This is a genomic window from Pseudorhizobium tarimense, assembly GCF_022968135.1.
Classification (GTDB): Bacteria; Pseudomonadota; Alphaproteobacteria; order Rhizobiales; family Rhizobiaceae; genus Neorhizobium; species Neorhizobium tarimense.
Genome location: NZ_JALJRA010000008.1, coordinates 134,557 through 160,349, shown reverse-complemented (window position 1 = coordinate 160,349; position 25,793 = coordinate 134,557). Strand labels below are relative to the sequence as shown.

Annotated in this window: 28 protein-coding genes and 2 pseudogenes; 14 read left to right on the top strand and 16 right to left on the bottom strand. The window is 63.9% G+C overall.

Annotated features, from left to right (window positions below; translation table 11 throughout):
• Positions 1-36: 36 nt before the first annotated feature.
• The 3 genes and pseudogenes from MUU54_RS11535 to map all read left to right on the top strand — a co-directional run.
• Positions 37-183, top strand: a pseudogene (locus MUU54_RS11535) (helix-turn-helix domain-containing protein); the annotation flags it as partial.
• A gap of 125 nt (positions 184-308) precedes the next feature.
• Positions 309-1,379, top strand: a complete 1,071-nt coding sequence (locus tag MUU54_RS11530; protein WP_247244164.1) for an LLM class flavin-dependent oxidoreductase — start codon at positions 309-311, stop codon at positions 1,377-1,379.
• 4 nt (positions 1,380-1,383) lie between these two features.
• Positions 1,384-2,139, top strand: a complete 756-nt coding sequence (map, locus tag MUU54_RS11525) for a type I methionyl aminopeptidase (protein WP_247244163.1) — start codon at positions 1,384-1,386, stop codon at positions 2,137-2,139.
• A gap of 434 nt (positions 2,140-2,573) precedes the next feature.
• Here the strand turns inward: map and MUU54_RS11520 are convergent, their stop codons facing one another.
• Positions 2,574-2,987, bottom strand: a complete 414-nt coding sequence (locus tag MUU54_RS11520; RefSeq protein WP_247244162.1) for an HIRAN domain-containing protein — start codon at positions 2,985-2,987, stop codon at positions 2,574-2,576.
• Positions 2,988-2,996: 9 nt separating this feature from the next.
• Entirely contained in the window at positions 2,997-3,821 is an 825-nt protein-coding gene (locus MUU54_RS11515; protein ID WP_247244161.1) for a manganese catalase family protein, read from the bottom strand.
• Between the two features lie 183 nt (positions 3,822-4,004).
• Between MUU54_RS11515 and MUU54_RS11510 the strand changes: the two genes are divergently transcribed.
• Positions 4,005-5,180, top strand: coding sequence for a YbfB/YjiJ family MFS transporter (locus MUU54_RS11510; RefSeq protein ID WP_247244160.1), 1,176 nt, complete (start codon positions 4,005-4,007; stop codon positions 5,178-5,180).
• Between the two features lie 122 nt (positions 5,181-5,302).
• Positions 5,303-6,580 carry a peptide antibiotic transporter SbmA gene (gene sbmA / locus MUU54_RS11505; protein WP_247244159.1) on the top strand — a complete coding sequence of 426 codons (1,278 nt, stop codon included), beginning with the start codon at positions 5,303-5,305 and terminating at the stop codon, positions 6,578-6,580.
• Between the two features lie 411 nt (positions 6,581-6,991).
• Here the strand turns inward: sbmA and MUU54_RS11500 are convergent, their stop codons facing one another.
• Genes MUU54_RS11500 through MUU54_RS11490 form a run of 3 tightly spaced genes read right to left on the bottom strand, consistent with a single transcriptional unit; the run spans position 6,992 to position 8,719 of the window.
• Positions 6,992-7,507 carry a hypothetical protein gene (locus MUU54_RS11500; protein ID WP_247244158.1) on the bottom strand — a complete coding sequence of 172 codons (516 nt, stop codon included), beginning with the start codon at positions 7,505-7,507 and terminating at the stop codon, positions 6,992-6,994.
• A 2-nt stretch (positions 7,508-7,509) separates the two neighbouring features.
• Positions 7,510-7,668, bottom strand: a complete 159-nt coding sequence (locus MUU54_RS11495; protein WP_247244157.1) for a type II toxin-antitoxin system ParD family antitoxin — start codon at positions 7,666-7,668, stop codon at positions 7,510-7,512.
• A gap of 55 nt (positions 7,669-7,723) precedes the next feature.
• Positions 7,724-8,719, bottom strand: coding sequence for a polysaccharide deacetylase family protein (locus tag MUU54_RS11490; protein WP_376742084.1), 996 nt, complete (start codon positions 8,717-8,719; stop codon positions 7,724-7,726).
• A gap of 151 nt (positions 8,720-8,870) precedes the next feature.
• On the opposite strand from MUU54_RS11490, the gene MUU54_RS11485 reads away from it, so the two are divergent.
• The 3 genes and pseudogenes from MUU54_RS11485 to MUU54_RS11475 form a co-directional block, all read left to right on the top strand.
• Positions 8,871-9,542 carry a tetratricopeptide repeat protein gene (locus MUU54_RS11485; RefSeq protein WP_247244155.1) on the top strand — a complete coding sequence of 224 codons (672 nt, stop codon included), beginning with the start codon at positions 8,871-8,873 and terminating at the stop codon, positions 9,540-9,542.
• Positions 9,543-9,576: 34 nt separating this feature from the next.
• The gene (gene der / locus MUU54_RS11480; protein ID WP_247244154.1) at positions 9,577-11,007 is read left to right on the top strand and encodes a ribosome biogenesis GTPase Der; all 1,431 of its coding nucleotides are present in this window, start codon (positions 9,577-9,579) and stop codon (positions 11,005-11,007) included.
• 72 nt (positions 11,008-11,079) lie between these two features.
• Positions 11,080-11,334: pseudogene (locus tag MUU54_RS11475) on the top strand (LysE family translocator); the annotation flags it as partial.
• A 13-nt stretch (positions 11,335-11,347) separates the two neighbouring features.
• On the opposite strand, the gene MUU54_RS11470 reads toward MUU54_RS11475, so the two are convergent.
• Together MUU54_RS11470 and MUU54_RS11465 are read right to left on the bottom strand one after the other, a co-directional pair.
• Positions 11,348-12,382, bottom strand: coding sequence for a glycosyltransferase family 4 protein (locus MUU54_RS11470; RefSeq protein ID WP_247244153.1), 1,035 nt, complete (start codon positions 12,380-12,382; stop codon positions 11,348-11,350).
• Positions 12,383-12,490: 108 nt separating this feature from the next.
• Positions 12,491-13,402, bottom strand: a complete 912-nt coding sequence (locus MUU54_RS11465) for a sugar kinase (RefSeq protein WP_247244152.1) — start codon at positions 13,400-13,402, stop codon at positions 12,491-12,493.
• Positions 13,403-13,555: 153 nt separating this feature from the next.
• Between MUU54_RS11465 and bglA the strand changes: the two genes are divergently transcribed.
• Entirely contained in the window at positions 13,556-15,208 is a 1,653-nt protein-coding gene (bglA, locus tag MUU54_RS11460) for a beta-galactosidase BglA (protein ID WP_247244151.1), read from the top strand.
• 606 nt (positions 15,209-15,814) lie between these two features.
• Here the strand turns inward: bglA and MUU54_RS11455 are convergent.
• From MUU54_RS11455 to MUU54_RS24785, 4 genes are all read right to left on the bottom strand, one after another.
• Positions 15,815-16,207, bottom strand: coding sequence for an MFS transporter (locus tag MUU54_RS11455; RefSeq protein WP_281433308.1), 393 nt, complete (start codon positions 16,205-16,207; stop codon positions 15,815-15,817).
• Entirely contained in the window at positions 16,204-16,365 is a 162-nt protein-coding gene (locus tag MUU54_RS11450; RefSeq protein ID WP_247244149.1) for a hypothetical protein, read from the bottom strand. Before MUU54_RS11450 ends, MUU54_RS11455 begins: the two co-directional genes overlap by 4 nt.
• Positions 16,366-16,796: 431 nt before the next feature.
• Positions 16,797-17,273 (bottom strand): helix-turn-helix domain-containing protein, encoded by a 477-nt coding sequence (locus MUU54_RS11445; protein WP_312038823.1) that lies wholly within the window; start codon positions 17,271-17,273, stop codon positions 16,797-16,799.
• Complete coding sequence (locus MUU54_RS24785; protein WP_312038821.1) at positions 17,207-17,722, bottom strand: AraC family transcriptional regulator; 516 nt, start codon at positions 17,720-17,722, stop codon at positions 17,207-17,209. The genes MUU54_RS11445 and MUU54_RS24785 overlap by 67 nt, the downstream gene beginning before the upstream one ends.
• A 191-nt stretch (positions 17,723-17,913) precedes the next feature.
• On the opposite strand from MUU54_RS24785, the gene MUU54_RS11435 reads away from it, so the two are divergent.
• Both MUU54_RS11435 and MUU54_RS11430 read left to right on the top strand, forming a co-directional pair.
• Positions 17,914-18,051, top strand: a complete 138-nt coding sequence (locus tag MUU54_RS11435; protein WP_247244148.1) for a hypothetical protein — start codon at positions 17,914-17,916, stop codon at positions 18,049-18,051.
• An 85-nt stretch (positions 18,052-18,136) separates the two neighbouring features.
• A complete protein-coding gene (locus MUU54_RS11430; RefSeq protein WP_247244247.1) occupies positions 18,137-18,391 on the top strand; it encodes an Atu4866 domain-containing protein in 255 nt (84 codons plus the stop codon).
• 9 nt (positions 18,392-18,400) lie between these two features.
• Here MUU54_RS11430 and MUU54_RS11425 read toward each other — a convergent pair whose 3' ends face one another.
• The gene (locus MUU54_RS11425; RefSeq protein WP_247244147.1) at positions 18,401-19,759 is read right to left on the bottom strand and encodes a GAF domain-containing protein; all 1,359 of its coding nucleotides are present in this window, start codon (positions 19,757-19,759) and stop codon (positions 18,401-18,403) included.
• Positions 19,756-20,265 carry a pyridoxamine 5'-phosphate oxidase family protein gene (locus MUU54_RS11420; RefSeq protein ID WP_247244146.1) on the bottom strand — a complete coding sequence of 170 codons (510 nt, stop codon included), beginning with the start codon at positions 20,263-20,265 and terminating at the stop codon, positions 19,756-19,758. The genes MUU54_RS11425 and MUU54_RS11420 overlap by 4 nt, the downstream gene beginning before the upstream one ends.
• A gap of 88 nt (positions 20,266-20,353) precedes the next feature.
• Here MUU54_RS11420 and MUU54_RS11415 point away from each other — a divergent pair, with 88 nt between their 5' ends.
• Positions 20,354-21,172: an arylamine N-acetyltransferase family protein gene (locus MUU54_RS11415; protein ID WP_247244145.1), complete on the top strand. Its 819-nt coding sequence runs from the start codon at positions 20,354-20,356 to the stop codon at positions 21,170-21,172.
• A 1-nt stretch (position 21,173) separates the two neighbouring features.
• Here the strand turns inward: MUU54_RS11415 and ade are convergent, their stop codons facing one another.
• Positions 21,174-22,868 carry an adenine deaminase gene (gene ade / locus MUU54_RS11410; protein ID WP_247244144.1) on the bottom strand — a complete coding sequence of 565 codons (1,695 nt, stop codon included), beginning with the start codon at positions 22,866-22,868 and terminating at the stop codon, positions 21,174-21,176.
• A 128-nt stretch (positions 22,869-22,996) separates the two neighbouring features.
• Here ade and MUU54_RS11405 point away from each other — a divergent pair, with 128 nt between their 5' ends.
• Together MUU54_RS11405 and MUU54_RS11400 are read left to right on the top strand one after the other, a co-directional pair.
• Complete coding sequence (locus MUU54_RS11405) at positions 22,997-23,242, top strand: DUF982 domain-containing protein (protein ID WP_247244143.1); 246 nt, start codon at positions 22,997-22,999, stop codon at positions 23,240-23,242.
• A 103-nt stretch (positions 23,243-23,345) separates the two neighbouring features.
• Entirely contained in the window at positions 23,346-24,008 is a 663-nt protein-coding gene (locus tag MUU54_RS11400) for an SDR family oxidoreductase (protein ID WP_247244142.1), read from the top strand.
• A gap of 11 nt (positions 24,009-24,019) precedes the next feature.
• Here MUU54_RS11400 and MUU54_RS11395 read toward each other — a convergent pair whose 3' ends face one another.
• Positions 24,020-24,409, bottom strand: a complete 390-nt coding sequence (locus MUU54_RS11395) for a cupin domain-containing protein (RefSeq protein WP_247244141.1) — start codon at positions 24,407-24,409, stop codon at positions 24,020-24,022.
• 112 nt (positions 24,410-24,521) lie between these two features.
• Positions 24,522-25,628, bottom strand: a complete 1,107-nt coding sequence (locus MUU54_RS11390) for an ABC transporter substrate-binding protein (protein ID WP_247244140.1) — start codon at positions 25,626-25,628, stop codon at positions 24,522-24,524.
• Between the last annotated feature and the right edge of the window lie 165 nt (positions 25,629-25,793).

The following is a 25,793-nucleotide window of genomic DNA, read 5'->3' as shown; positions in this document are numbered from 1 at the left end:
CGTCCACTTCGGCTACGCGGAGACCTTCCGCCGTGCCTGGAGCGTACGGAGGCTTCGGTGAACGAGATCGGTTGGCCGGTGGACTACGAAGAACCCGCCTTCTTCCGCCGGCTGTTCAAGCGGGTGACGGGGCTGTCGCCGGGCGTCTACCGCCGTCGGTTCCAAGTTCCGGGGTTTGCGCGGCAGGGGACGCGATATTCTGGTTGGAGGCATCGAATATCTCGAAATGACCCACCGAAATATTCGCATTTGCGAGGTCCCGCCCAGATCTCTATCTCCAGCGGATCAAACAAGATCGGATGCAAGCGATGGAACTTGGCCTTTATACCTTCGCGGATGTGGATCCCATTGCGCCCGACAAGGGCGCAGAAGGCGTCCAGCGGATGAAGAACCTGCTGGAGGAGATCGAGCTGGCCGATCAGGTCGGGCTCGATGTTTTCGGGCTGGGGGAACATCACCGGCCGGACTATCTGGTTTCCTCACCGGCGACGGTGCTGGCGGCTGCGGCGGTCAAAACGAAAAACATCCGGCTGACCAGCGCCGTGTCCGTGCTGTCGTCCGACGAGCCGGTGCGAGTGTTCCAGCAGTTTTCGACGCTCGACCTCATCTCGAACGGCCGCGCCGAGATGATGGCGGGGCGCGGCTCCTTCATCGAATCCTTTCCGCTGTTCGGCTACGACCTCGGGGATTACGACCAGCTGTTTTCCGAGAAGCTCGATCTGCTGATGGCGATCCGTGACGAAGAGGTTGTGACCTGGACGGAAGGCCAGCTGCGGCCGCCGATCAATGGCCACGGCGTTTATCCGCGTCCGCTGCAGGAGAAGCTGCCGCTGTGGATCGCGGTCGGCGGCACGCCGCAATCGGTGGCGCGGGCCGGCGCCCTCGGCTTGCCGGTGGCGCTCGCCATCATCGGCGGCGAGTATCCTCGCTTCGCACCCCTCTTCCATCTCTACCGCGAGGCCGCCCAGCGGGCCGGGAATGATCCCGCGAGCCTGAAGACCAGCATCAACGTGCACGGTTTTATCGCCGACACGACGAACATTGCCGCCGACCGATTCTACGGTCCGCAGGCGGCGGTGATGGACCGGATCGGCCGCGAGCGCGGCTGGGGCCCGACCAGTCGGGCACAGTTCGACGCGGCCCGTGGACCGACCGGCAACCTCTTTGTCGGCGATCCGGAACTGGTGGCGGAAAAGATCGTCGCGGCGCACAAGGTGTTCGGCAACGACCGCTTCCTCATCCAGATGGCGATCGGCCTGATGCCGCATGACCAGATCATGCGCGGCATTGAGCTCTATGGCACGAAAGTCGCCCCTCTCGTCAGAAAAGCATTGACCGGCTCGGCGGATGGCGCGAAACCAGCCGCCAAAACCGGATGATGGAATGATCGTTAAAACCGAAGAAGAGCTCGCCAAGCTCAAGGATGTCGGGCGCCTCTGCGCCATCTCGATCGAGACGATGGCGAAGGCCCTGGAGCCTGGCATCACGACGGCTGAGCTTGATGCCATCGGCCGCAAGGTGCTGGAAGACAACGGTGCACAGTCGGCGCCGGAGTTCTGCTACAAGTTTCCCGGCGCCACCTGCATCAGCGTCAACGAGGAAGTCGCCCACGGCATGCCCGGGGCGCGGGTGATCCAGGCGGGCGATCTCGTCAATATCGATGTCTCCGCCGTGAAGGACGGCTTCTTCGGTGATGCCGGTGCCTCCTACGCCGTGCCGCCGGTGACGCGGCAGGTGGAAAAGCTCTGCCGCGACGGGCGCCGGGCGCTCTGGACCGGGCTGCAGCAGGTGAAGCCCGGACGGCCGCTCGCCGGCATCGGCAACGCGATCGGGGCGTTTGCCAAGAAGAACCGCTACACGCTGATCCAGAACCTTTCCAGCCATGGCATCGGCAAGACGCTGCATGACGAGCCGAAGGAAGTGCCGACCTGGCCAGATCCAACGGAAACGCGGGTGATCGAGGAGGGGCTGGTGTTCACCATCGAGCCCTTCCTGTCGCTCGGCGCCGATTGGGCCGAAGACGGCGGCAATGGCGACCCTTGGACGCTCTACAGCGAGCCGCGGGCGCTGACGGTGCAATACGAGCACACGATTGTCGCCACGAAGAACGGGCCGATCATCCTGACGCTGCCGGACTGACGCTGCCGGGCTGAAGCGAAAAGAATGCGGGTCACGGCGAACGGGTTCAGTCATTGAACCGGCTTCGCCAGGAGTGCCCGCACCGCCGCGAGACGGGTGGCCCGGGAGCGGCTTGCAGGTCCGCCCTTCGCCGACGACATCATGTCGCTGATCCGACTCGATCGACGTTGTGAGTGTAAGTCAGAACCACGGCCAAGGTTCAGGTGCCGCCGCGGCCGCGCCTATGCAAGGTTAACGAGGGCTGATGCTGAGAGCACTGATCAGCCGCCTCTAGCGTGCGCCTGCGTCAAAATAGGACGGTTCTAGCGCATTTCCGGACCCTTTTGCCGGGGGGCGCTTGTGAAAAACTGTCGGCCTCGAGCATATGCAAACAAGCAAAGGCCACGGAAGCGTGCTCCCGTGGCCCTTTAGACTATGCCGCTGCTTGCGCCAAATCAGGCGGAGGCCCTCCAGTGGACGCGGCTCAGGTCCTTGTTGAGAAAGACCTCGACCGGGATGTCTGAGCCTGCCGTGCGGGGCAGGGTGGCTGCATAGGCAGCGAAGCCCTGGTCCAGCAGTGCCGCCAGAAGGCCGGCCGAAGCCGAAGGAAGATAACCCAGCTGGCTGCCGTCGCCACGCAGAACAGCGATGCTGGTCGGATCGTATGCACGATCCGGACGCCGCTCCAAGCGCAAGGTTTCGTTCGGCTCAGGCGCTTGCGCCTGAGGGAACTGGTCCCTATTGGCAACATAGGAGCGCAGCACTCGGACGCCCCCAGTCGCATCCGGTGCCGCTGCTGCACTACCGGCCGCGAAGGGAAGTGCCACCAGGGCTCCGCCTGCTCCTGTAAGGAAGGAACGCCTTTCCATGTCGCCCTCCTAGAGCTGTTCGGCCTGGGCGCCGCTGTTGGGCTTGGCGCGGCCGAGGTTCGGCTTTTCGCCGAGCGGCTGCATCGGTCGGCTAGAGAAGGAGCCGTTGCCGTCGATCGACTGGCCTTCCGACCAGCGACCCTGGACGGGCTCGCTGCCATCGTTCTGGAAGCCCAGGAAGGTATAGTTGAAGTCCTGGTTCTCCTGCTCCTGCGGGAAGCTGTTGGGGATCGGGAAGACTTCTTCATGCCCGCCCAGCTCTTCCAGCGCTGCCAGCCACTGGTTCTGGTGCATGGTGTCGCGCGCGATGAGGAAGGAGAGCATGTCCTTCATGCCCGGGTCGTTCGTCATGTTGTAGAGGCGCACGGCAAGGATACGCCCGGTCGATTCCGCCGTGACATTGGCGGACATGTCGGCTGCGATATTGCCGCTGGCATAGATGTGCGACATGTTGAAAGGGACGCCGTCGGAGTCGATCGGCATGGCGGAAAGGCCGGCCGATAGCAGGTTCTTCAGGTTGATGCCGCCCAGGACGGCGCCGCCGACCGGGTCATTGGCAACTTCTTCCTTGAGGCTTAGCGGAGCGCCTTCCAGGTTCATCGCGACGGCCGTGGCCAGCATTTCGATATGGCCGAGTTCTTCGGCGGCAGTGTTCATCAGCAGATCGCGGAACTTGGGATTTCCCCGAGCACCACACGCCTGGAAGAAATACTGCATGGCGACGCGAATTTCTCCCTCAACGCCGCCAATCGCCTGCTGCAGGGCACGGGCGAACAGCGGGTCGGGATTCTCGACGCGCACAGGGTATTGCAGCTTACCGTCGGTATAGAACATGACTCTCTCCTTCATGTTGAGACGGATGACGAACAAGAAATCATGGCTAATGTTCCTCCGAAAGTTGCGTCGGCGGACGTTTTGTCGTGCCTTGGGTTTTCGGCTCGGTTGCATCAACGGCATGCATCGCTTGATCACTTTTGCGCGTTTGTATGCTTGCGGCTGCGGTGCAATAAGCGAGCCATGACCCTCCGCTCCGTCCCGCCCGCATCCTCGCCCATCCTTGTCGGCCTCGGCGGGGCGCTTGCGATGGCGGCGGCCATGGGCTTCGGACGTTTCGTTTTTACCCCGATCCTGCCCGGCATGATGGAGGGTGCCTCCCTTTCGGCGGCCGATGCCGGCCTGATCGCGGGCGCGAACTTCCTGGGCTACCTTGCCGGTGCGATCCTTTCCAGTTTCGGCTGGGCGGCGGGCCGGGAGCGGCGGGTGGCGCTCCTCGGGCTGCTCGCCACGGCGGTGCTGCTGGCGGCCATGGCGGTGACGGACACCCTGTCGGCCTTCCTTGTGATCCGTTTTCTTGCGGGTCTCGCCAGCGCCTTCGCCATGGTCTTCACCTCATCGATCGTGCTGCCGCATGGTGCCGAGAGCGAGGCCGTGCCGCTTCTGCATTTCGGCGGCGTCGGCTTCGGCATCGCGCTGTCCTCGGCGCTCGTCTTCGTCATCAACCTCTTCGCCGGCGACGGGGCGCATGGCTGGCGGCTGAGCTGGATCGGTAGCGCAGTCCTTGCGGCGGTCGTGGTGGCGGTGGTTGCGCAGCTTCTGCCGCGGCCGATGCCGGGTTCGGCGCCGGTGCGGGAGCCGGCACTCTCCTGGCGCCGGCCGCTCGTGCTGCTGACGCTTTCCTACGGCCTGTTCGGTTTCGGCTATGTGATCACCGCCACCTTCCTCGTCGCGATTGCACGTTCGACATCCGCGGGTCCGGTGGTGGAATTCCTCGCCTGGTTCGTCACCGGGACGGCCGCGGCGCTGTCTCTGATCGCCTGGCGGCGGCTGGTGCGACGCGCGGGACTGGCGGCGACCTATCTTGCCTGCATCGTGCTGGAAGCGATCGGCGTGCTGGCCTCGGTCCTGCTGCCGCCCGTTGCCGGTGCACTTATCGGCGGGCTCTTCCTCGGCCTCACCTTCATAGCTGTCACCGCCTATGGGCTGCAGCTCGGGCGGATCCTGTCGCCGGAAAGCCCGCGCCGAGCGCTGGCGATCATGACCGCAGCCTTCGGCACCGGGCAGATCATCGGCCCGCTGGTGGCGGGCTGGTTGGCGGAAGGAAGCGGCAGCTTCACCCTGCCGACCATCGTCGCTGCGGCCATGCTCGCCGCCTCGGCCCTGCTCGTTCTCCCGCTCCTTCGCAAAAGCGCCTGATCAGGCTGGATTACAAATATGTAAGACAGGCGGGCAGCGTTGCTGCTCACACAGTTCTGCCCTAGTTTGCCGCCACCACCCCGCCAATCAACGCCGTAACCGCGCAAACGAGTGCTGCCACCGTGTTCAAGTCCTTCTTCCCGCAACCGAAGCTGTTCTTCATCTCCGCTGCCGCATGGTCGGCGCTCGTCATTGTCTTCTGGTACGCGATCGGAGAGGACCTGGGCACCTATTTCGGCATGCCGCCGATACCGGTCGATGCGCAGCCGGAAATCGGCATCTCGACCTTCTGGTCGCCGGCCTTCCTGTGGTTCTACCTCTACTTCACGCTGGTGTCGCTGATCTTCACGGCCTTCTGGTTCTGGTACCGGCCGCACCGCTGGCAGATGTGGTCGATCCTCGGCTCCGCTGTGATCCTATTCACCACCTATTTCCAGGTGCAGGTCAGTGTAGCGATCAACAATTGGTACGGCCCCTTTTGGGATCTGGTGCAGCAGGCGGTGTCGCAGTCCGCCCCCGTCACCGCCGAACAGTTCTACGGCCAGATCGGCATCTTCCTCGGCATCGCCATGGTGGCCGTCGCGGTTGCCGTTCTCACCCGCTTCTTCGTCAGCCACTATATCTTCCGCTGGCGCACGGCCATGAACGAATACTACATGTCGCAGTGGCCGAAGCTGCGCAATATTGAGGGCGCCTCGCAGCGTGTGCAAGAGGACACGATGCGGTTCTCCTCGACGGTGGAAGGGCTTGGCGTCAGCTTCATCGATTCCATCATGACCCTGATCGCCTTCACGCCGGTGCTGATGCGGCTTTCCCGGAACATCACGGAGCTGCCGCTGATCGGCGAGGTTCCCTATCCGCTGGTGACGGCGGCGGTGCTGTGGTCGGTCTTCGGTACGGTGTTCATGGCGCTCGTCGGCATCAAGCTGCCGGGGCTGGAGTTCCGCAACCAGCGCGTCGAGGCGGCCTACCGCAAGGAATTGGTCTACGGTGAGGACAATGCCGACCGTGCGCAGCCGATGACGGTGACGGAGCTCTTCGACAACGTGCGTCGCAACTACTTCACGCTCTACTTCCACTACCTCTATTTCAACATCGCCCGGATCTTCTACCTGCAGATCAACAACATCTTCTCGCTCTTGATCCTGGCGCCGTCGATCATTGCGGGGCGCATCTCGCTCGGGGCGCTGAACCAAATTTCCGGCGCGTTCACCCAGGTGACATCGTCGTTCCAATATCTCGTTTCGTCCTGGCCGACGATCGTCGAGCTTCTATCGATCTACAAGCGCCTGCGCGCTTTCGAGAAGGCGATCGACAATGAGCCGCTGCCGGAGATCGACCAGCATTACCTGCAGCGCGAGGCAATGAGCGGCGAGATGGAAGCTGACCGTCCGACCTAAAGCGAGGCAGCCGTCTTTGCCGCGCCGGCGGAAGCCGCGCGGGGATAACGGGAAGGGGGCAGGCGGTCGTCGTTCGGGTTGGTGTTTCAGGTGTTCCGCCTGCGCCGGCTGCCGTTTCCGCTGCGGCGTTCCCTGCTGCCGCTTTGGTCACTGCAGCATCACCGGCGCCGAGGCCTTGACCAGGATGCTAACCGGTTCGCGACCCGGCGTTCCCGTCCGATGACGCACGCATTGTCGCTCCCTCCGGTGGGGAGAGGGATGAAATACCGTGTGACCGGCAGCCAAGCCTCGGAAGTTCAAGGTGAAATTCATTTATCTGGAATTGAAACGTTCACCCTCCGAAAGCCCATGATCGCTCGGTTGTACGGTTGCCGAGGCGATGCGCTCAATCCGGCTGGCAGCCTTCCTTCGTCACCCGCCGGAATGCGCGGCTGAACAGCATGCTGTCATGGATAAAGCCCAATATATCAACGATGTCGTCCGCACCCAGTTGGAAGATGAGATAGTGGCGTGGCTCTCCGACTGGACCGAAAGGATCGGGCACACGCTTTCGCTGTTCCGGATGTGGTAGATGCCGACCTTTCCACAAGGTATGGATCTCCATGAGACTGTGGGGCGACGTGGATCATCGGCGGCATCCTGCATCGCGGTAACGAGAAGAGCCGCGCAGCGTTCGCGGGCGATGTCGCCGAATTTTTCCTGGCTTCGTTCCAGAATCTCGCCGATCTGTTCCAGCGCAAAGGCTGAAAGTCGATAATCAGCCATTGCTTGGGAGGTTTGCTGCTTTCGCGAGAAGCGCTCATTCAGCCGCTCAAGAAGCTCTTGGGAGCCGTCCTTGCCGCTTATGAGGGTAAAATCGCCGTCGTCGATTGCGGCTTCGCCATTGCGCGCAACGGCTTCGCCATTGCGCGCAACCTCTGCGATCACAGTCAGATCAGCCATACGGCGCTGATGTCGTCTTCGTAACGTCTGAGCGCTTCAGTCACCACCTCGCTGGCGCTTCGATGTCTGCCAGAGGCCACTTCACGATCAACGAAGTCGCTGACATGCTGCTGAAGTTCCTGCCGCTCATGGCACTTCTCCTTCAAGGGGCAATGCTAGCAATCAGTGAAGTTCGCGCGCAAGAGTCTTTGCAAGCCGTCTCTACAGCCCCGAACTCTCCTGCACCCGGCCGTCCTCAAGCACCTCCATCGCCTCCGCATACGTCACGCAGGCGACGTCCGGCAGTTTGCAGACCTCCGTTGCCAACCGCTCCATGGCGCGCCAATAGGCGCCGCCGTTCATCTTGACGAAGTGCAGGCCAATCTGGAGGGGGCTGCGGTCGCCCTCATATTGGCGGTCGAAAGCGGCGCGGAAGGCGGTATAGGCGCGTTCCTCGAATTCAGCCGAGCGGCTGGGGTTCTCGACACCTGCCGAATGGCGGATGAAGAGATTGTAGTCCATCGCGATGATCGGGCGCTGTTTGGGGCCTTCCGGGATCAGCGGCAGCCCAAAGCGGCTGACGCCGCCTTTGTCTACGGGCGCCTCGGGCCCGCGGGTGACGGAGCTTGCGTCGTAGAGGAAGCCTGCCTGCTTCTCTGCCGCAAACAGCGTATCCGGCACCGAGAGATAGGGGGCACGGAAACCGCGGATGCCCTGTTCTACGAAGGCGCGCCAGCCTTGCGGCTCGTCCCTTGCCGCATCGTTGGCAGCCCAGGCGTCGGAGAGGACGGAGCGGAAGCTTTTCATCTCGGTTGCCCAATCCGCTTCGGACCAGTCGGCGCCATCGAAGTGGCCGCAGGTGTGGCTGGCGATCTCGTGCCCCTCCAGATGCGCCTGCCAGACATGGGCAAGCCGGGTGCGCGCTTCCTCGCGGCTTTGGGCGAAACCGATATTGGATCGGCCCGCCTTGTGATGCGGGCCTTTGTACGCCGCAGCATCGGGCTTTGCGAGGACGAGTGTACAGGAAAGGAAATAGGTGAAGCGGATGTTTGCGGTGCGGGCGAAGTCCCGGCTGCGCTGCCAGAGCGTGTTGTCGCCGGCGCCGTCGAAGGAGACGAGAAGCAACTGCTTCGGTTTTTCCGGCTGCACTTCTTCGGCGAGGGCAGAGATCGGCAGGCAGAGGAAAAGGCTCAAGAAAATGCGCAGAAACATGAACACCGTGCAATGAGGGTTTGGCAAAGGTCGGCGTCAGCTTGTGTGGCGTGATTGCGGCGAAGGCAAGGAGAGCACAGACCCGGTTCCCTTTTGCCGGGAAAGGCTCTAGAAGGCGCTTTTCCGCATGATGGGCCGACGGGGGCCGGAGACTGGAATGGCGCACGACAACGACAGCTTTATCCGCGAAGTGAATGAGGAACTGCGTTCCGATCGGTTCAGGACGGCCTGGAGCCGCTACGGCAAGATCATCATCGGTGTTGCCGTTCTCATCGTCGTCGCCACCGCCGGCTATCGCGGCTTCGAATACTGGGAAACGCACAATGCGTCGGCCTCGGGCGATCGCTTCCTGGCGGCCCTCAAGCTGTCGGAAGAAGGCAAGCACGACGAGGCGTTGGCCGCTTTTCAGGCGCTGCAAGAGGACGGCAGCGGCTCCTATCCAGTGCTGGCGCAGATGCGGGCGGCATCCGTTCTGGCGCAGAAAGGCGACACGGCCGGCGCCGTTGCCGCCTTCTCTCAGGTTGCAGAGAACAACGCCGCTCCGGACGCCATGCGCGACGTTGCGCGGCTTCGCGGCGCGTGGCTGCTGATCGACAGCGGCACCTATGAAGAGGTCTCGGCGCAGGCCGAAGTGCTGACCACCGGCAATCACGCGCTGCGCAATTCGGCGCGCGAGGCGCTCGGACTTTCCGCATACAAGGCGGGCGACATGGTGCGCGCCAAGGAGTGGTTCCAGGCGATCGCCGACGACGCGGCTGCACCGCGCAACGTGGCCAACCGCGCGCAGATCATGCTCGACAACATCGCCGCATCCGGCAAGGCGCCCTAAGTCCCGCACCGGGAAGGGCTGAAGGAAAAGACGCATGAGCTTCACTGTCGCGATCGTTGGACGTCCCAATGTAGGCAAGTCCACGCTTTTCAACCGGCTGGTGGGCAAGAAGCTCGCCCTGGTGGACGATACGCCAGGGGTTACGCGCGACCGGCGTCCGGGCGACGCCAAGCTCGTCGACCTGCGCTTCACCATCATTGATACGGCGGGTCTCGAAGAAACCGGACCGGAGACGCTGGAAGGCCGGATGCGGGCGCAGACGGAACTGGCGATCGGCGAGGCGGATCTGACGCTCTTCGTGGTCGACGCAAAGATGGGGCTGACGCCGCTCGACAAGACCTTCGGCGAACTATTGCGCCGCAGCGGCAAACCGGTAGTGCTGGTCGCCAACAAGTCCGAGGCGCGCGGCTCCGATGGCGGGTTCTACGACGCCTTCACGCTGGGGCTTGGCGAGCCGGTGCCGATTTCGGCCGAGCATGGGCAGGGGATGATCGACCTGCGCGATGCGATCGTTGAGGCGATCGGCGAGGAGCGTGCCTTTGCCGGCGAGAACGACGAGGAAGCGGTCACCGATGTCAGCATCCCGGCCGGAGAACTGGAAGGTGACGCGGACGAGGAGACCGAGCCCACCTATGACGATACGAAACCGCTGCGCGTCGCTATCGTCGGGCGTCCCAATGCCGGCAAGTCGACGCTGATCAACCGCTTCCTCGGCGAGGACCGGCTGCTGACCGGGCCGGAAGCCGGCATCACCCGCGATTCCATCTCGGTGGAATGGGACTGGCGCGGCCGCACGATCAAGATGTTCGATACCGCCGGCATGCGGCGCAAGGCGCGGGTGCAGGAGAAGCTCGAGAAACTTTCCGTCGCCGATGCGCTGCGCGCCATACGCTTTGCCGAGACGGTCGTGATCGTCTTCGACGCCACGATCCCGTTCGAAAAGCAGGACCTGCAGATCGTCGACCTCGTGCTGCGCGAGGGCCGCGCTGCCGTGCTGGCCTTCAACAAATGGGACCTCGTCGAGGAGCCGCAGGCGGTGCTGGCCGACCTGCGCGAAAAGACCGAGCGGCTCTTGCCGCAGGCGCGCGGCATCCGCGCCGTACCGATCTCCGGCCAGACCGGCTACGGGCTCGACAAGCTGATGCAGAACATCGTCGACACTGACCGCGTGTGGAACACGCGCATCTCGACGGCCAAGCTCAACCGCTGGCTCGAAGGGGTGCAGGTCCAGCATCCGCCACCGGCCGTTTCCGGTCGCCGGCTGAAGCTCAAGTACATGACGCAGGTGAAGGCCCGCCCACCGGCCTTCATGATCTCCTGCACGCGGCCGGAAGCAGTGCCAGAATCCTACCTCCGCTACCTGACCAACGGGCTGCGCATGGACTTCCAGATGCCGGGCGTGCCGATCCGCATTCATCTACGGGCGTCGGAAAATCCATTCGAATCAAAGAAGAAGCGGCGATAGCGGAGAATCCGATTCTGCCGCCTCGCGTGAATCTAAAAGACGACAGGCAGGAGCATCGGAATGGCATCAGCAACGGCACTCTTCTTCGTTGCTTTCCTGCCCCAGTTCATTGACGCTTCGGCAGCGCTCCTCGTCTGGCTGCAGTTCGTCATCCTCGGATCGGTCGTCAATCTGCTGTTCTCGTCCGCGGATCTCGTCTGCGTCTTCTTCGCAGGGGCCGTGATCGGCCGCCTGCGCGCATCGCGACGTGTGCAAAGGCTGATGCAGCGCGCAGGCGGCGTGGTGCTCGTTGGGCTTGGCGCCCATCTTGCGCTCCAAAGGAGCTGAGGCAGCGCGATCGTCACCGCGCCGGAAGTGCGAGGCGGCTCTGTGAGAGGCGGACATTGTCGAGGAACTGGCGCGATGCGGCTTCCCAGGTGAAGGTGCGGGCGAGTGCGCGGGCGTCTTCGCGCGAGCACTGGAGGGCGTCGAGGCAGGCCTGCTGCAGGTCCTCGTTGAGGGCGCCGGCGCGGCTGTCGGGCTCAAGGATATCGATCGGACCGGTGACCGGGTAGGCGGCCACCGGCACGCCGCTCGCCAGCGCTTCCAGGATGGTGTTGCCGAAGGTATCGGTGCGCGACGGGAAGACGAAGACATCCGCCTGCGCGTAGGCATTGGCCAGATCCTTGCCGGTCTTAAGGCCGGTGAACAGCACGTGCGGATAGCGGCGTTGCAGGTCCGCGCGGGCCGGACCGTCGCCGACGACGATCTTGGAGCCGGGCAGGTCGAGGTCGAGGAAAGCGGGCAGGTTTTTTTCCACCGAGACGCGTCCGACGGTCAGGAAAATCGGCCGGGGCAGGCCGAACGGGCGGTTCTCTTGGGGCTTTGGCGAAAACATGCTCTGGTCGATACCGCGGCTCCAGCGCAGGAGGTTGCGCAGGCCGAGCTTTGCCAGTTCCCGCTCGAGGCTCGCGGTTGCCACCATGCAGCCATTGCCGGCATTGTGGAACCAGCGCACGAAGGCCTGCATGAAGCGGATCGGCACGGGAAAGCGCGCCGCGACATACTCCGGGAAACGGGTGTGGTAACTGGTGGAGAAGGGCACACTGTTCTTCAGGCACCAGCGGCGGGCAAGAAGCCCGAGCGGTCCTTCGGTGGCGATATGGACAGCCTCCGGTGCGGAGGCTTCGATCTCGCGCGCGACCTGCCAATAGGTTGCGACCGACAAACGGATTTCCGGATAGGTGGGGCAGGGGATGTTGCGGAAGGTCTGCGGGGTGACCATCGTCACCGTCACGCCCATCCGCTCCAGCTGCTGATTGGTGTTCTGGATCGAGCGGACGACGCCGTTGACCTGAGGATACCAAGCATCCGTGATGATGGTGATCTTTTTCATGATCCGTTCCCGGCACTGCGGGCGCTGCGACTCGGCTGTCGGCACCGCGGGTGACAGGAATGGTATCGAAGGGATTTGTTACAGGGTGATGTCAGGCCGGACTGCTGGTCAGTTGGGCAGAAGCGCCGGACTGATCAGCGCGCCGTGATGGCGCACCACGATCGAGGCGACGGCGGCGCCATAGGCGGCCGCTTCCTCCGGGTTCGCGCCGCGAACGAGGCGCGACAGGAAACCACCGTTAAAGCTGTCGCCGGCGCTCGTCGTATCGACCACCTGGGGAGCGGCAACGGCCGGCACATGGGTCGTCCCGCTGCCGAAGCTCAGGGCGGCGCCATGCTCGCCGTTCTTGACGACCACGCCTTCGACCCCGAGGCCATGGTAGCGGGCGATCGTCTCCTCGACGCTGCGGTCGCCGAAATGGGTTGTCTCGTCGTCGAAGCTCGGCAGGACGAGGGTCGCTGCGCGGGCGCCGTCGCTGATCGTCTTCAGCATGGTGTCCTTGTCGGCCCAGAGGCGCGGGCGGACATTCGGGTCGAAGGCGACGCGCTTGCCGGCAGCCTTGGCACGGCGCAGTTCCGCAAGCAGCGTGTCGCTGGCTTCCGGCGTCAGGATGCCGAGCGTGATGCCGGAGAAGTAGACGATATCGGCTGCCTCGATCGCACGCCGCAGATGATCGGCATCGTCGGCAAGCTTGCGGGCGGCGGACGTGTCGCGCCAATAGCTGAAGGTGCGTTCACCGTTCTTCAGCGTGATCAGGTAGAGGCCCGGCGTCTTGCCCGGAATGCGGCGGATGGCGTCGGTGCCGACGCCAGCCTTCTTCATGAAGGCCAGCATTTCCGACGACATGGGGTCGTCGCCAAGCGCGGTCAGATAGTCAACCGTCCAGTCGGCCGGCAGGCAGGCGCGGGCATACCAGGCGGTGTTGAACGTGTCGCCGGCAAAGCCGTGCCGCAACAGGCCTTCGCCCGCCTGCGACAGCTCGACCATGCATTCTCCGATGGATAGCAACCGTCCCGCCACGCGCATTCTCCCCCTGATCATCGTCTCGTCGCAATAGGATGAAGTGGCTTGCAAGGCAAGCTGGTCGGGGGCTAGGCGGTACGGGGCGAGCGGATTGCTTTTCGGGGCGGCGGCTCTAGGTTGACGCATCGCGACGCAAAAGAGGAGACGGCAATGGCTGCGGAAACGGCAAAGCGGGATGATGCCAACTGGTGGCGCGGCGCCGTCATCTACCAGGTCTATCCGCGGTCGTTCCAGGACACCAATGGCGACGGGATCGGTGACATCAAGGGGATAACCCAGCGGTTGCCCTACATCGCCTCGCTCGGCGTCGATGCCATCTGGCTGTCACCCTTCTTCACCTCACCGATGGCCGACATGGGCTATGACGTGTCGAACTACTGCGACGTCGACCCGATGTTCGGCACGCTTGCCGATTTCGACGCGATGATGACGGAGGCGCACCGGCTGGGGCTGAAGGTGATCATCGACCAGGTGATCAGCCACACCTCCGACAAGCATCCTTGGTTCGTCGAAAGCCGCACCAGCCGCACCAATTCCAAGGCCGACTGGTATGTCTGGGCCGATCCGAAGCCGGACGGCACGGCGCCAAACAACTGGCTGTCGATCTTCGGCGGGCCGGGCTGGGAATGGGACGGGGTGCGCAAGCAATATTACATGCACAACTTCCTGATTTCGCAGCCGGACCTCAACTTCCACAACCCGGAGGTGCAGACGGCGGTGCTCGACGCGGTGCGCTTCTGGCTCGACCGCGGCGTCGACGGCTTCCGGCTCGATACGGTGAACTACTACTTCCACGACAAGCAGCTGCGCGACAACCCGCCGATCGTCTACGATGCCGAGACGGCGGGCCTGGAGTCAGACACCAACCCCTATTCCATGCAGAACCACCTCTACGACAAGAGCCAGCCGGAAAACATCGACTTCCTGAAGCGGCTGCGGGCGCTGATGGACAGCTATCCGAACCGCACCACGGTGGGGGAGGTGGGCGACGGTCCGCGCTCGCTGACGACACTTGCGATCTATACCAGCGGCAACGACAAGCTGCACATGTGCTACACCTTCGACCTGCTGGGACCGGCGTTTTCCGCCGGCTTCATCCGCCGCGTGGTTTCCACCTTCCAGGATACGGTGGTGAACGGCTGGGTGTGCTGGGCCTTTTCAAACCACGATGTGGTGCGCCATGTGACGCGTTTTGCCCACACCGCCGAGGAGCGCGAGCGGGTGGCGAAGCTTTCGATCAGCGTGCTCGCGACCCTTCGCGGCTCGATCTGCCTTTACCAGGGTGAGGAGCTGGGGTTGACGGAGGCGGAGCTTTCCTTCGAGGACCTGACCGACCCCTACGGCATCCGCTTCTGGCCGGCCTTCAAGGGGCGCGACGGATGCCGCACGCCGATGGCCTGGGAGGTGCAGAAGCCGGATGCCGGCTTCACCGAGGCCGGCCGCTCCTGGCTTCCGGTGCCGCCGGAGCATGCTGCCGCGTCCGTCGACGTGCAGGAGCTCGACCAGGAATCGGTGCTGCGTCATTACCGGGAAACGCTTGGCTTTCGCAAGGCGCATCCGCCTCTCTTCGACGGCGACCTCACCTTCGTTGACACGCACAACCATGACCTCCTCGCCTTCATCCGAGAGAAGGAAGGCGAGCGTCTGCTCTTCGTCTTCAACCTGACGCGCGAGCCGCAGGATTTTGCCCTGCCGACGACCATGCGCAGCTGCCTGCCGATCCCGATGCCCGGGTTTGCGCCGGCCGTGGACAGCGGCGTGGTGAAGCTTATGGCGCTGGATGCATTCTGCGGGAGGGTTTGAGGAGGGCGCTTCGGGCCGCTCTCGTTACCTGACCTCTTCTACCCGGCGAACCAGAAGCAGGCAACAGACGGACAGACCGCTGAAAAGGGCGAGCGCCGGACTTAGCCCGAGGGCTGGACTCATCTGGCCGGCCAGCGGCGGCGCGAACACGCTGCCTGTGGCGTAAAGCATCAGGACAGCAGTAAAGCTGGCGGAAGGAATATCTGGGAAGATACGTTCGCTCCAGAAGGGAAAACAGCGCTCAGACACATGACGCAGATGCCTTGTAGACCGGCGGAGATGATGGCGCCCGCCCAACTAGTCGGAACGAAAGCAACCAGAAGCAGCGAGGCGGCCGAGGCGGCAAACAGGAACAGGAGCACCGGGCGCAGGCCAAGCCTGTCGGTTATCTCACCCGTGAAGAGACCAAGGCAACCCGCCGCTCCGAAGGCGACGAACAGTGCTGGCCCGATCATGCGGACGGGATGCCTGCGAGGCCACCGGACTGGCCGATGTGGTCTATTCAGTAGGAGAGGTAGGTGCCGTTCGTGGCGCCGAAGGAGAAGGCGAGGCCGTAAAGGGGCACGGCCTCGCGGCGTCTAAGCCGCGCCAGCACCTTCCGGATGTTCAGCCGGCTTCCATGCTCAAGCTATCCTGCTTCGACAGGAGGAGCGCGGGAAGGATCAATGCAATGGGCGCCAAGGCGGCAAACGCCCACCACGCGGTCCGCCAGGAAAGGCCCGCGGAAGCGATCGCCATTGCGAGCAAGCCGGCAAGGATGATGCCGAAGGTCGTTCCGGTGCTGACGACCGACAGAACGCGCTTCTGATACTGCTCCGGTACGGCCTGTTCGGTCATGCTGTTGAAGGGTGTCCAGGCAAAACCTTCGCTGGCAGATGCGAGTGCAATCCCGAGACTGAATACCGCGGGTCCTGGCGCGGCCGCCCTAAAGGCGAGATCGGCAACCGCCAAACTTCCTCCGATCAGGAGAGGCGGCTTCGGCCCGAAGCGGGGCGTCAGTAGGCGGTGGCGAGAAGGGCCAGAAAGAAGGCTGCGAAGCCAAGACCGGCTATAGCCCCGCCTGTTCCGGCGCCAAGGCCGAACTCGTCCCTCAACTGGGGAAGAAACATTCCATAGGCCATGCGCCCTGGGCCGAAGGTGATGGCCGACAAAGCCACCAATGCTATTCGCTTCGCTTGATCACTGGCGGCACCTGCATTTCTCTGCAGGAACCTCAATCGCTGCCACCGGACTGTGTTCCTGCCGCAAACAAACATCCTGTCAAAGAAGCTCGGCTGCGCCAACCGCACCCGAGCAGTCTCCGAAGCGATTCGGTGGCGCATACTTTCGACGCCGCTGGCCTCGCTGACCTCCCGGTTCATCCTCCAGCTTGCCAATACTGTAGCGCGTCCCCAGATGCCGCATCCTCAGGCTATCTAGCCTCCATCAAATTAGTGATGCGCCCGGCGGTGGGGAAGTTCACCCACCCGGCTCTCTCTTGCCTCCTTCCCACCATTGCTGCGCCATGTCAGCTTGAGCAGGCAGATCATTGCGACGGGAGTCTTGGGCCGGTTCGGGCAGTTTCGCACCCCCCGACTTCTCTCGCAGCTTATGCCTCCGCGAACCGTCCCGGCTCCTGCCGCAGCCTTGCGACGTCCTGGATCGGCGGGAAGCCGAAGAGGCGGCGGTATTCGCGGCTGAACTGGGACGGGCTGTCGTAGCCGACCCGCTGGGCCGCCGTTGCGGCATCCATCGCGCTCGTCAGGATCAGGCGGCGGGCTTCCTGCAGGCGCAGCTGCTTCTGGTACTGCAGCGGGCTCATAGCGGTGACGTCGCGGAAATGTTGGTGCAGCGATGATGCGCTCATGCGCGCTTCCGCCGCCACCTGATCGATGGAGAAGGGGGCGGTGTAGTTCTGGCGGATCCAGGTGATGGCGCGGGTGACTTGCTGCAGGCGACTGTCCGGCATCAACATGCGACGCACCTTGTGCGCCTGCGGGCCGCGCAGGAGGCGGTACATCAGTTCACGCTCGGCAAGCGGCGCGAGATAGGCGATGTCCTCCGGCGATTGCAGGAGCCGCAGCAGGCGAAGGGCGGAATCGAGGAACTGCGGTGAGGTCTCGGCAAGGCAGATCGCCTTGGAGCATCCGCCCGCCGGTTCGGCGGCCGGCGCGCCACCTCCATGAACATTGCGCCGAGCGCCGGCAGGTCGAGATCAAGCCGGATGCAGAGATAGGGCTTCTCTTCGCTCGCCTCGATGATCTGGCCGCTGACCGGCAGGTCAACAGAGACGACGAGGTGCCGCGCCGGGCCATAGATGTAGATCTCGTCGGCCAGCATCACCTGCTTGGCGCCCTGCACGATGATGCACAGCGCCGGATGCTGCACCGTCTGCAAAGGCTCCGTCTGCTTGGAGAAGCGGACCAGCGACAGGCGCGGGATGGGCGTTTCGAAGACGCCATCCCCGTTGGTGTTTTGTGCAACGATGGAGGCGAGCTCGTCCAGCTGAGGCATGTGGGTTGGCGTAGGGAGCACGGAAACCTCCGAATTTGCGACGTTTTTCTGCAATGATCTCTACGCCCGGTTCAGGCGGGAAGGAAGTGGAAATTCGCGATCCTGGAGGATCGTGCAATCATATCGGAGCTTCGGTCTACCGCCTGTTGCTGTTGATCGGCCATATTCCGCCTCGTCCGATGAAGCCAAACCGGACAGAAATGGAGATGGTGATGGACAGTTTTCAGCGTCTACTCGAAAGCCCCTTCCGGTGGCTTTCCGGCCTTGGCGGCCAGCTTTTCCAGGAGGCCCGGAGCGCTCTTGCCGAGCGGCGCCAGCAGGCCCTCAGACGGAAATACATGAATGGCTGAGTGCGACCTGCGTCACCGCCTCGCACTCGCAGCCTTCACGGCGGCCTTCGTCTTCATCGCCGGCGTCACAGCATTCGCCGGCGTCATGCCACAGGAGAACACCATGAGCACACATCCCTATGTCGGCCTCTGGGTCACCCCCGACGACTACATCCGCTACGAGCTTCTGCCGAACGGCCGCTACTTCGAGTCGCGCGGCCACCGCGAGCGCGTCTACCACGGCGAGTACCGCGTGACCGGCGACCATATCGACTACAAGGACGACAGCGGCTTCATCGCCGACGGCGAGTTTCGCAACGACGTGCTGTACCATGCGGGCGTGATGCTGACGCGGGGGTGAGTTCGTCGTTCAGCTGCGGGGGTCCTCGACGGAAACGACGACGGGTCGGCCCTTCAGCTGAAGCAGAAATTCGCCTCGCCCGACCGGCACCAGTTGGATGGGCGAGGCCTTGTCGGCCAGGCGCCGACGCAGAAGGAGCAGCCGGGTCTCAAGATTGTCCTTGAACTCCGGCAGACGCAGCGAAGCCTCCAGCCGAAGTTCCCGGTTGGTAAAGCCGAGACGCCGGGTTTCCAGATGAACCCGCAGGATATGGTTCAGCAGCCGACCGGCAATCCCTTTGATGATGTACTCCCCCGCAATGAAGATGCTGTCGTCGAACCGGAAGTGGCGGACCTCTATGACCGGCAGCGTCGGCTCCGCCGCGGGGCGTTCAAACTGCCGGTCGGCTTTGGGAGCCTCCGCTTGCGCTTCCGAAAGGGCTACGAGCACGGCGAGGTGCTGCGCCGCGATGATGAGTGCCGACTCGTGGATATTAGTGAAAGCAAGCCGCTGACGGCTTTCCGCGCCCAGCACGCCCTGCAGTTCGCCATGCACGATCATCGGTACTGCGATCTGGCTCAGACTGTCGGGATCCATCGGCACGGCAATGGTGCGGGTAAGGTTTTCGTCTCGCGTCGACGCACGGACCGCCTCGCTGTAGCGGCGCGTCCGGCTGAGATCGCTGATCTTGACGATTTCGCCTGTTGCTGCCGCTCCGCCAAAGATGCCGGAGCTGAACGCTATTTCCGAGCCGACGCCGGAGCGCTCATAGCCGAGGCTTGCCGCTGTGGTCAGGCTACGGGCCTGATTATCAGCCATGAAGACGACGGCGCGGTCGCAGCCGAGCACGGTCCGCATCCAGGCGAGCAGCTCGTCGATTGCACGATCGAGACTGCCGCCGGGCTCGATGAGCTTTCTTGTCATTTCGGCTGTTGCGGTGAGAAGCGGTTCCCGCTGCGGCGGCGTGACTGGCGCCGGTGACGGGGCAGGGGTGAGCGTTACGCTTTCGACGCGGAAGATATCGACGCCGCGCAGCCGCATGATGCCGGTCATGCCGACCTGGCTGCTGGAGGCGTCGAGCTGGCTCGACATCCGGGAAAAGAGTGGCCCCTCAAAGATCGTGCGGACGAACACCGCCCGCAGGCGGCACTGGTTCCCGTTCGTGCCATCGACCAGCAGGATGGCGGCATGCCGGTTCTCTGCGAGATTCGCCGCCGTGGTGGCGAAGAACTGGTTTGACAGCCCGACGTGCTGCTCGTCCACCAGCACGACATGCGAGAGATAGGAGACGTTCGGGATGCCATCGGCCGAACAGGTGGCGATGATCGAGGGGACGACGCCTTCGAAGAAGCGTTCCATGTCGGACAGCCGCAGCGAGACCTCCGTCATCGGCGCTCCCCCACCAGCGTGCCGGCGTCAGCGCCGGGGGTCTTGATGGACAGGCTGCGGATCCCGATGTGCGCCACAACCAGATCGCGCGGCATCAGCCACATCTCAGTCATCGCCGTCGGCACGCCCTGGTCGGCGAGGGCTGCCGTTGCTGCCGCGATGTAGCGGTCACAGAGGCCGTGATGTTCGGGGGTGCAGTCTACAAGGGTCGCGCGGCCTTTGATCTGATAGGCCCGGTAGTCGGCGGCGCGGACGAAGGTCACCGCCACCTCGCCGGTGTCGCGGAGATTGGCGACGGTCCCGGGCCATTGCCAGGCCGAGACCAGCACCTCGACGGTATCGCCGGCGGCAAGCACCCGGCAGCCGACGCCGCGGCCGATGTCCGGCAGCTTCCCGCGGCTGCAGGTGCCGAGGATGATCATCACCTCGCCCTGGATGAAGTCCGTAATCTCCGAAACCAGATGCACCCTGCGTCCCGCGCCCGTTGGTGACACCAGAATAGTCATCGGCAGCGCAACTTAGCAAACTTTTAGGAAGCGCTCCCGGTCGAGGCGCCTTAGAAGCCGCCCCGTTCTTCAACCGGGGTATCCAACTATGTTCGACATCGACCAATACACGCAGCGCATCGGCCTTTCCTCTTGCGAGACCACTGAGGCCGGGCTCTTCGCCCTTCAGCGCGCACAGCTTGCCACCATCGCCTTCGAAGATATCGACGCCTATCTTGGCCGCGTTCCGAGCCTGGAGCCGGAGCGGATCTGGTCCAAGCTCGTCACCGGCGGACGCGGCGGCTACTGCTTCGAGCTCAACTGGCTTTTCGGCGAAGCTCTGAAGCACCTCGGGTTTGCAGTGCGCCCGATCCTCGGGCGGGTCCGGATGGGAGCGCCGGTCGGCGGAATCCGAGCGCATCTCGCGTGGATCGTGACGATCGACGGGCAGGACTGGCTGGCAGATGCCGGCTTCGGCGGGCCAGGCCCCCGAGATCCGGTGCGCTTGCAGCAGGGCGTTCTGACGAGCGGCGGCACAGAGTTCCGTCTGCGACAGGACGAGGAGAGCGGGGAATGGGTCCTTGAGTGGCGCAATCCCGATGGCTGGTTTGCCTTGTTCGGCTTTAACGAGCTGCCCTTCACCAAGGCGGACATCGAGGGCGCCAATCAGTTGTGCGCGACCTGGGGTATGCTTCCCTTCCGCAACAACCTGATGATGAGCATCCGCTTGCCGAGCGAGGACGTTGCACTGCTTGGTCGCAACCTCCGGCGGGTTGGGGATCAGGGGCCGGTCGACACGCAGATCGCCTCGGCCGATGAGCTGGATGGCCACCTAAGGGGTCTGTTCGGCCTCCGCTTGGACGACACGACCGTCGCGCAGATCTGGCGCCGGTTGAATGAGACCGAAAGCCTCCTGGCGGCTGCCTGAGCTAGATCAGCGCGAACTGGTTCACGTCCACCATGCCCCTGTCGGAAATCTTCAGATGCGGGATGACCGGCAGGGGGAGGAAGGCGACCTGGAGGAAGGGTTCTTCGAGTGTCGTGCCGAGCGCGTAGGCGGCCTTGCGCAGGTCGTGCAGCGTGTCGCGAACCACTTCATAGGGTTCAAGGCTTATCAGGCCTGCGACGGGAAGCGCGATCTCGCCCGTCACCTTGCCGTCCTCAACCACGACGAAGCCGCCCTTGATCTCGCCGAGGCGATTGGCGGCGAGCGCCATGTCCTCCTCCGAGACGCCGACGACGCAGATATTGTGGCTGTCGTGGCCGACGGTGGAGGCAATTGCGCCCTTCTTCAGGCCGAAGCCCTGGACGAAGCCGTTGGCGTGGTTGCCGTTCTTGCCGTGGCGTTCGATGACGGCGACCTTGATGATGTCGCGGTCGAGATCGACGCCAGTCTGGTTGCCGGCGGCGGGCACGCGGTAGCGGCGGTGTTCGGTGATGATCTTGCCGGGCATGACGCCCATCACCGGCGTCTCGCCCTCGCTCACCGGCACGCCAAAATGCATGGCCTGCACGGGCCGCGCCTTGACGCTGTCGAGGCCGACGGGGGCGACGGGCTTGCGGGTGGCGAAGAGATCGTCGGTGACGCGGCGACCGGCGGAAAAGACCATCTCCGCCTTGCAGTTTTCCAGGCTGTCGACCACCACTAGATCGGCGCGCCAGCCGGGGGCGACGAGGCCGCGGTCGCGCAGGCCGAAGGCCTTGGCGGCGGATATCGAGGCGGCGCGGTAGACGGCCAATGGCTCGACGCCATGGGCGATCGCGGAGCGGATCATGTAGTCGAGATGACCCTGTTCGGCGATGTCGAGCGGGTTGCGATCATCGGTGCAGAGGGCCAGGAAGGGCGACAGGCGCTCCGTGATGATCGGCATCAGCGCGTGGAGATCCTTGGAGACGGAGCCTTCGCGCACGAGGATGTGCATGCCCTTGCGGATCTTTTCCAAGGCTTCTTCCGCAGTCGTGCATTCGTGCTCCGTGCGGATGCCGGCGGAAAGATAACCGTTCAGGTCATTGCCGCGCAGGAGGGGTGCATGGCCGTCGATATGGTCGTCCCAGAAGGCATCCAGCTTGGCGAGGCAGCCGGGGTCCTTATGGATGACGCCGGGGAAGTTCATGAATTCGGCGAGCCCGATCACCTTCGAATGGTCACGGAAGGGCAGGAGTTTTTCGATGGGCAGATCGGCGCCTGCGGTTTCGAGGTGGGTCGCCGGCACGCAGGAGGAAAGCTGGACGCGGATGTCCATGATCGTCTGTTCGGCCGAATCGAGGAAGAAGCGGATGCCGTCCTCGCCGAGCACGTTGGCGATCTCGTGCGGGTCGCAGATGGCGGTGGTGACGCCGTAGGGCAGGACGCAGCGGTCGAATTCGTGCGGCGTGACGAGCGAGCTCTCGATGTGCAGGTGGGTATCGATGAAGCCTGGCACGACGATGCGGCCGGAGATGTCGATTTTGGTCTTCCCGGAATAATCGCCGCAGGTGCCGACGATGCGGTCGCCGCAGATGGCGATATCGGAGGCGACCAGTTCGCCGGTGACGAGGTCGAAGAAGCGGCCGTTCTTCAAGACAATGTCGGCGGGCTCGCGGCCGGTGCCCTGGTCGATCAGGCATTCGAGGCGTTGGCTCATTCTGCGTCTCCGATTTCGATGGTCGTGCTCGCTTGTAGCGCGGTCTTCGGCGGCGGGGAAAGTACGAGACGCCGATCATCGCGAAAACCGACTAGGAGCGGAGCCGGTGTTCCACTATGTTCGCTTGCATGAATGCTTCCTGGAAGACCCCCGTCATCATCTCGATAGGCGAGCCACCGGTAGAGACATCCATCGGCTCGATCGAGGCGGCCGCCTGGGCCCTGATCGAAGATTGGCCGACGGAGGAGGGCCCAGCGCTTGACCGGGCGCTCACCACCTGCACGGGGGTGATGGAAGGCAAGCGCAAGCCCGACGAGGCGCGCGCGTCCTTCGTTGCCGCGGCGTCGGAGGCCGGTATCCTCGTTCGGTCGTAGTTCGCCGGTTCGCCGGCCGGCATGATGAGTCGCAAAAATTGGCTCAGCTTCGCTCGACAGATCAGGACCCGCGCCTATCTTCGGCGGGATGAAAAGAGCAATCGTGACAGGCGGTGCCGGCCTCATCGGCACGGAATTGTGCAGAGCCCTGTCGGAGCAGGGCTTCGAAGTGGCCTCCTTCGATGTGGAGCAGGGGCCGGAGGGTGTTCGCCAGATCCATTGCGATGTCGGCGACGAGACCTCGGTCACCGGCGCCTTCGAGGAGCTCGGCTGGGACACGCTCGACCTGCTGGTCAACAATTCCGGAATTGCCGGTCCAACGAACGGGCCCATTGCGGACCTGTCGCTGGAGGACTGGCGGAAGGTGACCGATAGCCACCTGACGGGAGCCTTCCTGATGACACGCTCGGCGGTGCCGCTGATGGGCGAGGGGGCTTCGATCGTCAATATGGCCTCCACCCGCGCCTTCATGTCGGAACCGGAAACCGAAGCCTATGCCGCCTCCAAGGGCGGGCTGGTGGCGCTGACCCATGCGCTGGCGGTGAGCCTCGGACCGAAGATCCGGGTTAACGCCATCGCCCCGGGCTGGATCTCCGGTCAGGATGATCTGCGGCCGGTCGATCACGAGCAGCATCCGGTCGGGCGCGTCGGGCGGCCGAGGGATGTTGCGGATGCGGTGCTTTACCTTGCCTCCGCCGGCTTCATCACCGGTCAGGTGGTGGTGCTCGACGGCGGCATGACGCGCAGAATGATCTACGAAGAGTAACGTCTCGGCGGTCAGTCCAGATTGGTCTGAATCCAGCACGGCGAATGGTGGATGTCGATCGTCTGCAGCCGGCCGGGACCAAGGTTCTCGAACCGGTGCGGCAGGCCGGCCGGTCCGAGGACGGCTTCTCCCGCACTGGCCTCGATGACCGCATCTCCCACGAAGAAGCGCGCTCGGCCTGTGATGACGACGAAGGTCTCGTCATAGGGGTGAACATGGAGGCGGGGGCCTTCGCCGGGTGTGTCGTTGCCATAGGCAAGTATGGTCAGCTGCCCGCCAATTGCCTCTCCCGCTAGGGAACCACGCCAGGGACCGGCGGAACCGGCGTCAAACAGGACTCCCTTGGCGGGCGTTCTGCCATCAGGTTTCACGCTCTCGGGGTCGAAATCTCGTCTGGCCATCCTGCACCCTCCCACGCCTTCTTCATCTTCGGCAGGATGTCAGCGACCTGCGTGCCGGCCAACAAAAAAGCGGCCGTCGCGGGCCGCTTTTCAAGAGGTCGCGGTCGAAGCCTTATTCGACGGGCACGATCTTGCCGTCTTCCCACTTGTAGAGGTCGAAGGTCTGCGAGGTCAGGTCGCCGGCTTCGCCATAGGTGACGTCGCCGATCGCCGTGTTGATCGGCGAGCCGTCCTTCAGGGCGGCGGCAACGGCTTCCGTGTCCTCGGCAGTGCCGGCCTTCTCGATGCCGGCCTTGATGACCTGAACGGCGGCATAAGCGTTAAGCGTGAAGGCCTCGGCCGGGATGTTCTTGGCCGCCAGCGCATCGGCCGCAGCCTTGGACGAGGGGTTCTTCGTCGCATCGGTTGCGTTGGTGAAGACCGTGCCGGCCGCTTCCTCGTTGGCAATGCTCCAGTATTCGCTGTTGGAGAGGCCGTCGCCGCCGATGATCGTGGCGTCGACGCCGATGTCGGCGAGCTGGCGGGAAAGCAGGCCTGCTTCCGGATGGTAGCCGCCGAAATAGACGACATCGACGTTTTCCGACTTGAGGCGGGTCGTCAACGCGCTGAAGTCCTTGTCGCCGGGGGTGAGGGCATCGTTGAGCACTTCATCGACGCCGCCTGCATTCAGCGTCGCCTTGAAGGCGTCGGCGAGGCCTTTGCCGTAGGCGCCCTTGTCGTTGATGATCGCGATGCGCTTGTCCTTCATGTTTTCGAGCACGTAGTTCGCAGCGACCTCGGCCTGCTGGTCGTCGCGGCCGGTGGTGCGCAGCACGTTGGGCAGGCCGCGGGCGGTGAGGTCCGGAGCGGTCGCGGTCGGGGTAACCATCAGCACGCCATTTTCCGCCAGCACGTCGGAGGCGGGGATGGCGACGCCGGAGGTGACGGGGCCGACGACAAAGCGGACGCCTTCGCCGACCAGCTGGTTGGCGGCAGAAACGCCCTGCTTCGGTTCGCCGGCATCATCGGCGGGTTTCAGGACGACCTGTTCGCCCAGAATGCCGCCCGCCTTGTTGATTTCCTCGACAGCCGTCTGGGCGCCGTTCTGAACCTGTGCGCCGTAGGCGGCGACCGGACCGGTGAGCGGCGCAATGAGGCCGATGACGATTTCGGCATGGGCGAGCGGGGAGAAGGCGAGCGACGCGAGCATGGTCGCGCCGGCGAGAAGTTTCCGGTTCATCGTGGGTCTCCTTGGATCGGGCCGCGGCCCTGTTCGTCCCGCCGCCGGTCGGCCCGCATCAGCCACATAAGGCTGTGCCAAGCGAACGTCCGTGGCAGGTCCTTGCCCGGCGCGCCATGTTTGGCTGCAGCGCGGGCAGTGCCAAGTCCTAGCGGTTCACCTTGG

Excerpts from the sequence above, each read along its gene's own strand:
- MUU54_RS11530 (WP_247244164.1), top strand. The coding sequence starts at position 309 with ATGGAACTTGGCCTTTATACCTTCGCGGATGTGGATCCCATTGCGCCC.
- map (WP_247244163.1), top strand. The coding sequence starts at position 1,384 with ATGATCGTTAAAACCGAAGAAGAGCTCGCCAAGCTCAAGGATGTCGGG.
- MUU54_RS11520 (WP_247244162.1), bottom strand. The coding sequence starts at position 2,987 with ATGGAAAGGCGTTCCTTCCTTACAGGAGCAGGCGGAGCCCTGGTGGCA.
- MUU54_RS11515 (WP_247244161.1), bottom strand. The coding sequence starts at position 3,821 with ATGTTCTATACCGACGGTAAGCTGCAATACCCTGTGCGCGTCGAGAAT.
- MUU54_RS11510 (WP_247244160.1), top strand. The coding sequence starts at position 4,005 with ATGACCCTCCGCTCCGTCCCGCCCGCATCCTCGCCCATCCTTGTCGGC.
- MUU54_RS11485 (WP_247244155.1), top strand. The coding sequence starts at position 8,871 with ATGGCGCACGACAACGACAGCTTTATCCGCGAAGTGAATGAGGAACTG.
- der (WP_247244154.1), top strand. The coding sequence starts at position 9,577 with ATGAGCTTCACTGTCGCGATCGTTGGACGTCCCAATGTAGGCAAGTCC.
- MUU54_RS11470 (WP_247244153.1), bottom strand. The coding sequence starts at position 12,382 with ATGAAAAAGATCACCATCATCACGGATGCTTGGTATCCTCAGGTCAAC.
- bglA (WP_247244151.1), top strand. The coding sequence starts at position 13,556 with ATGGCTGCGGAAACGGCAAAGCGGGATGATGCCAACTGGTGGCGCGGC.
- MUU54_RS11435 (WP_247244148.1), top strand. The coding sequence starts at position 17,914 with ATGGACAGTTTTCAGCGTCTACTCGAAAGCCCCTTCCGGTGGCTTTCC.
- MUU54_RS11430 (WP_247244247.1), top strand. The coding sequence starts at position 18,137 with ATGCCACAGGAGAACACCATGAGCACACATCCCTATGTCGGCCTCTGG.
- MUU54_RS11425 (WP_247244147.1), bottom strand. The coding sequence starts at position 19,759 with ATGACGGAGGTCTCGCTGCGGCTGTCCGACATGGAACGCTTCTTCGAA.
- MUU54_RS11420 (WP_247244146.1), bottom strand. The coding sequence starts at position 20,265 with ATGACTATTCTGGTGTCACCAACGGGCGCGGGACGCAGGGTGCATCTG.
- MUU54_RS11415 (WP_247244145.1), top strand. The coding sequence starts at position 20,354 with ATGTTCGACATCGACCAATACACGCAGCGCATCGGCCTTTCCTCTTGC.
- ade (WP_247244144.1), bottom strand. The coding sequence starts at position 22,868 with ATGAGCCAACGCCTCGAATGCCTGATCGACCAGGGCACCGGCCGCGAG.
- MUU54_RS11405 (WP_247244143.1), top strand. The coding sequence starts at position 22,997 with ATGAATGCTTCCTGGAAGACCCCCGTCATCATCTCGATAGGCGAGCCA.
- MUU54_RS11395 (WP_247244141.1), bottom strand. The coding sequence starts at position 24,409 with ATGGCCAGACGAGATTTCGACCCCGAGAGCGTGAAACCTGATGGCAGA.
- MUU54_RS11390 (WP_247244140.1), bottom strand. The coding sequence starts at position 25,628 with ATGAACCGGAAACTTCTCGCCGGCGCGACCATGCTCGCGTCGCTCGCC.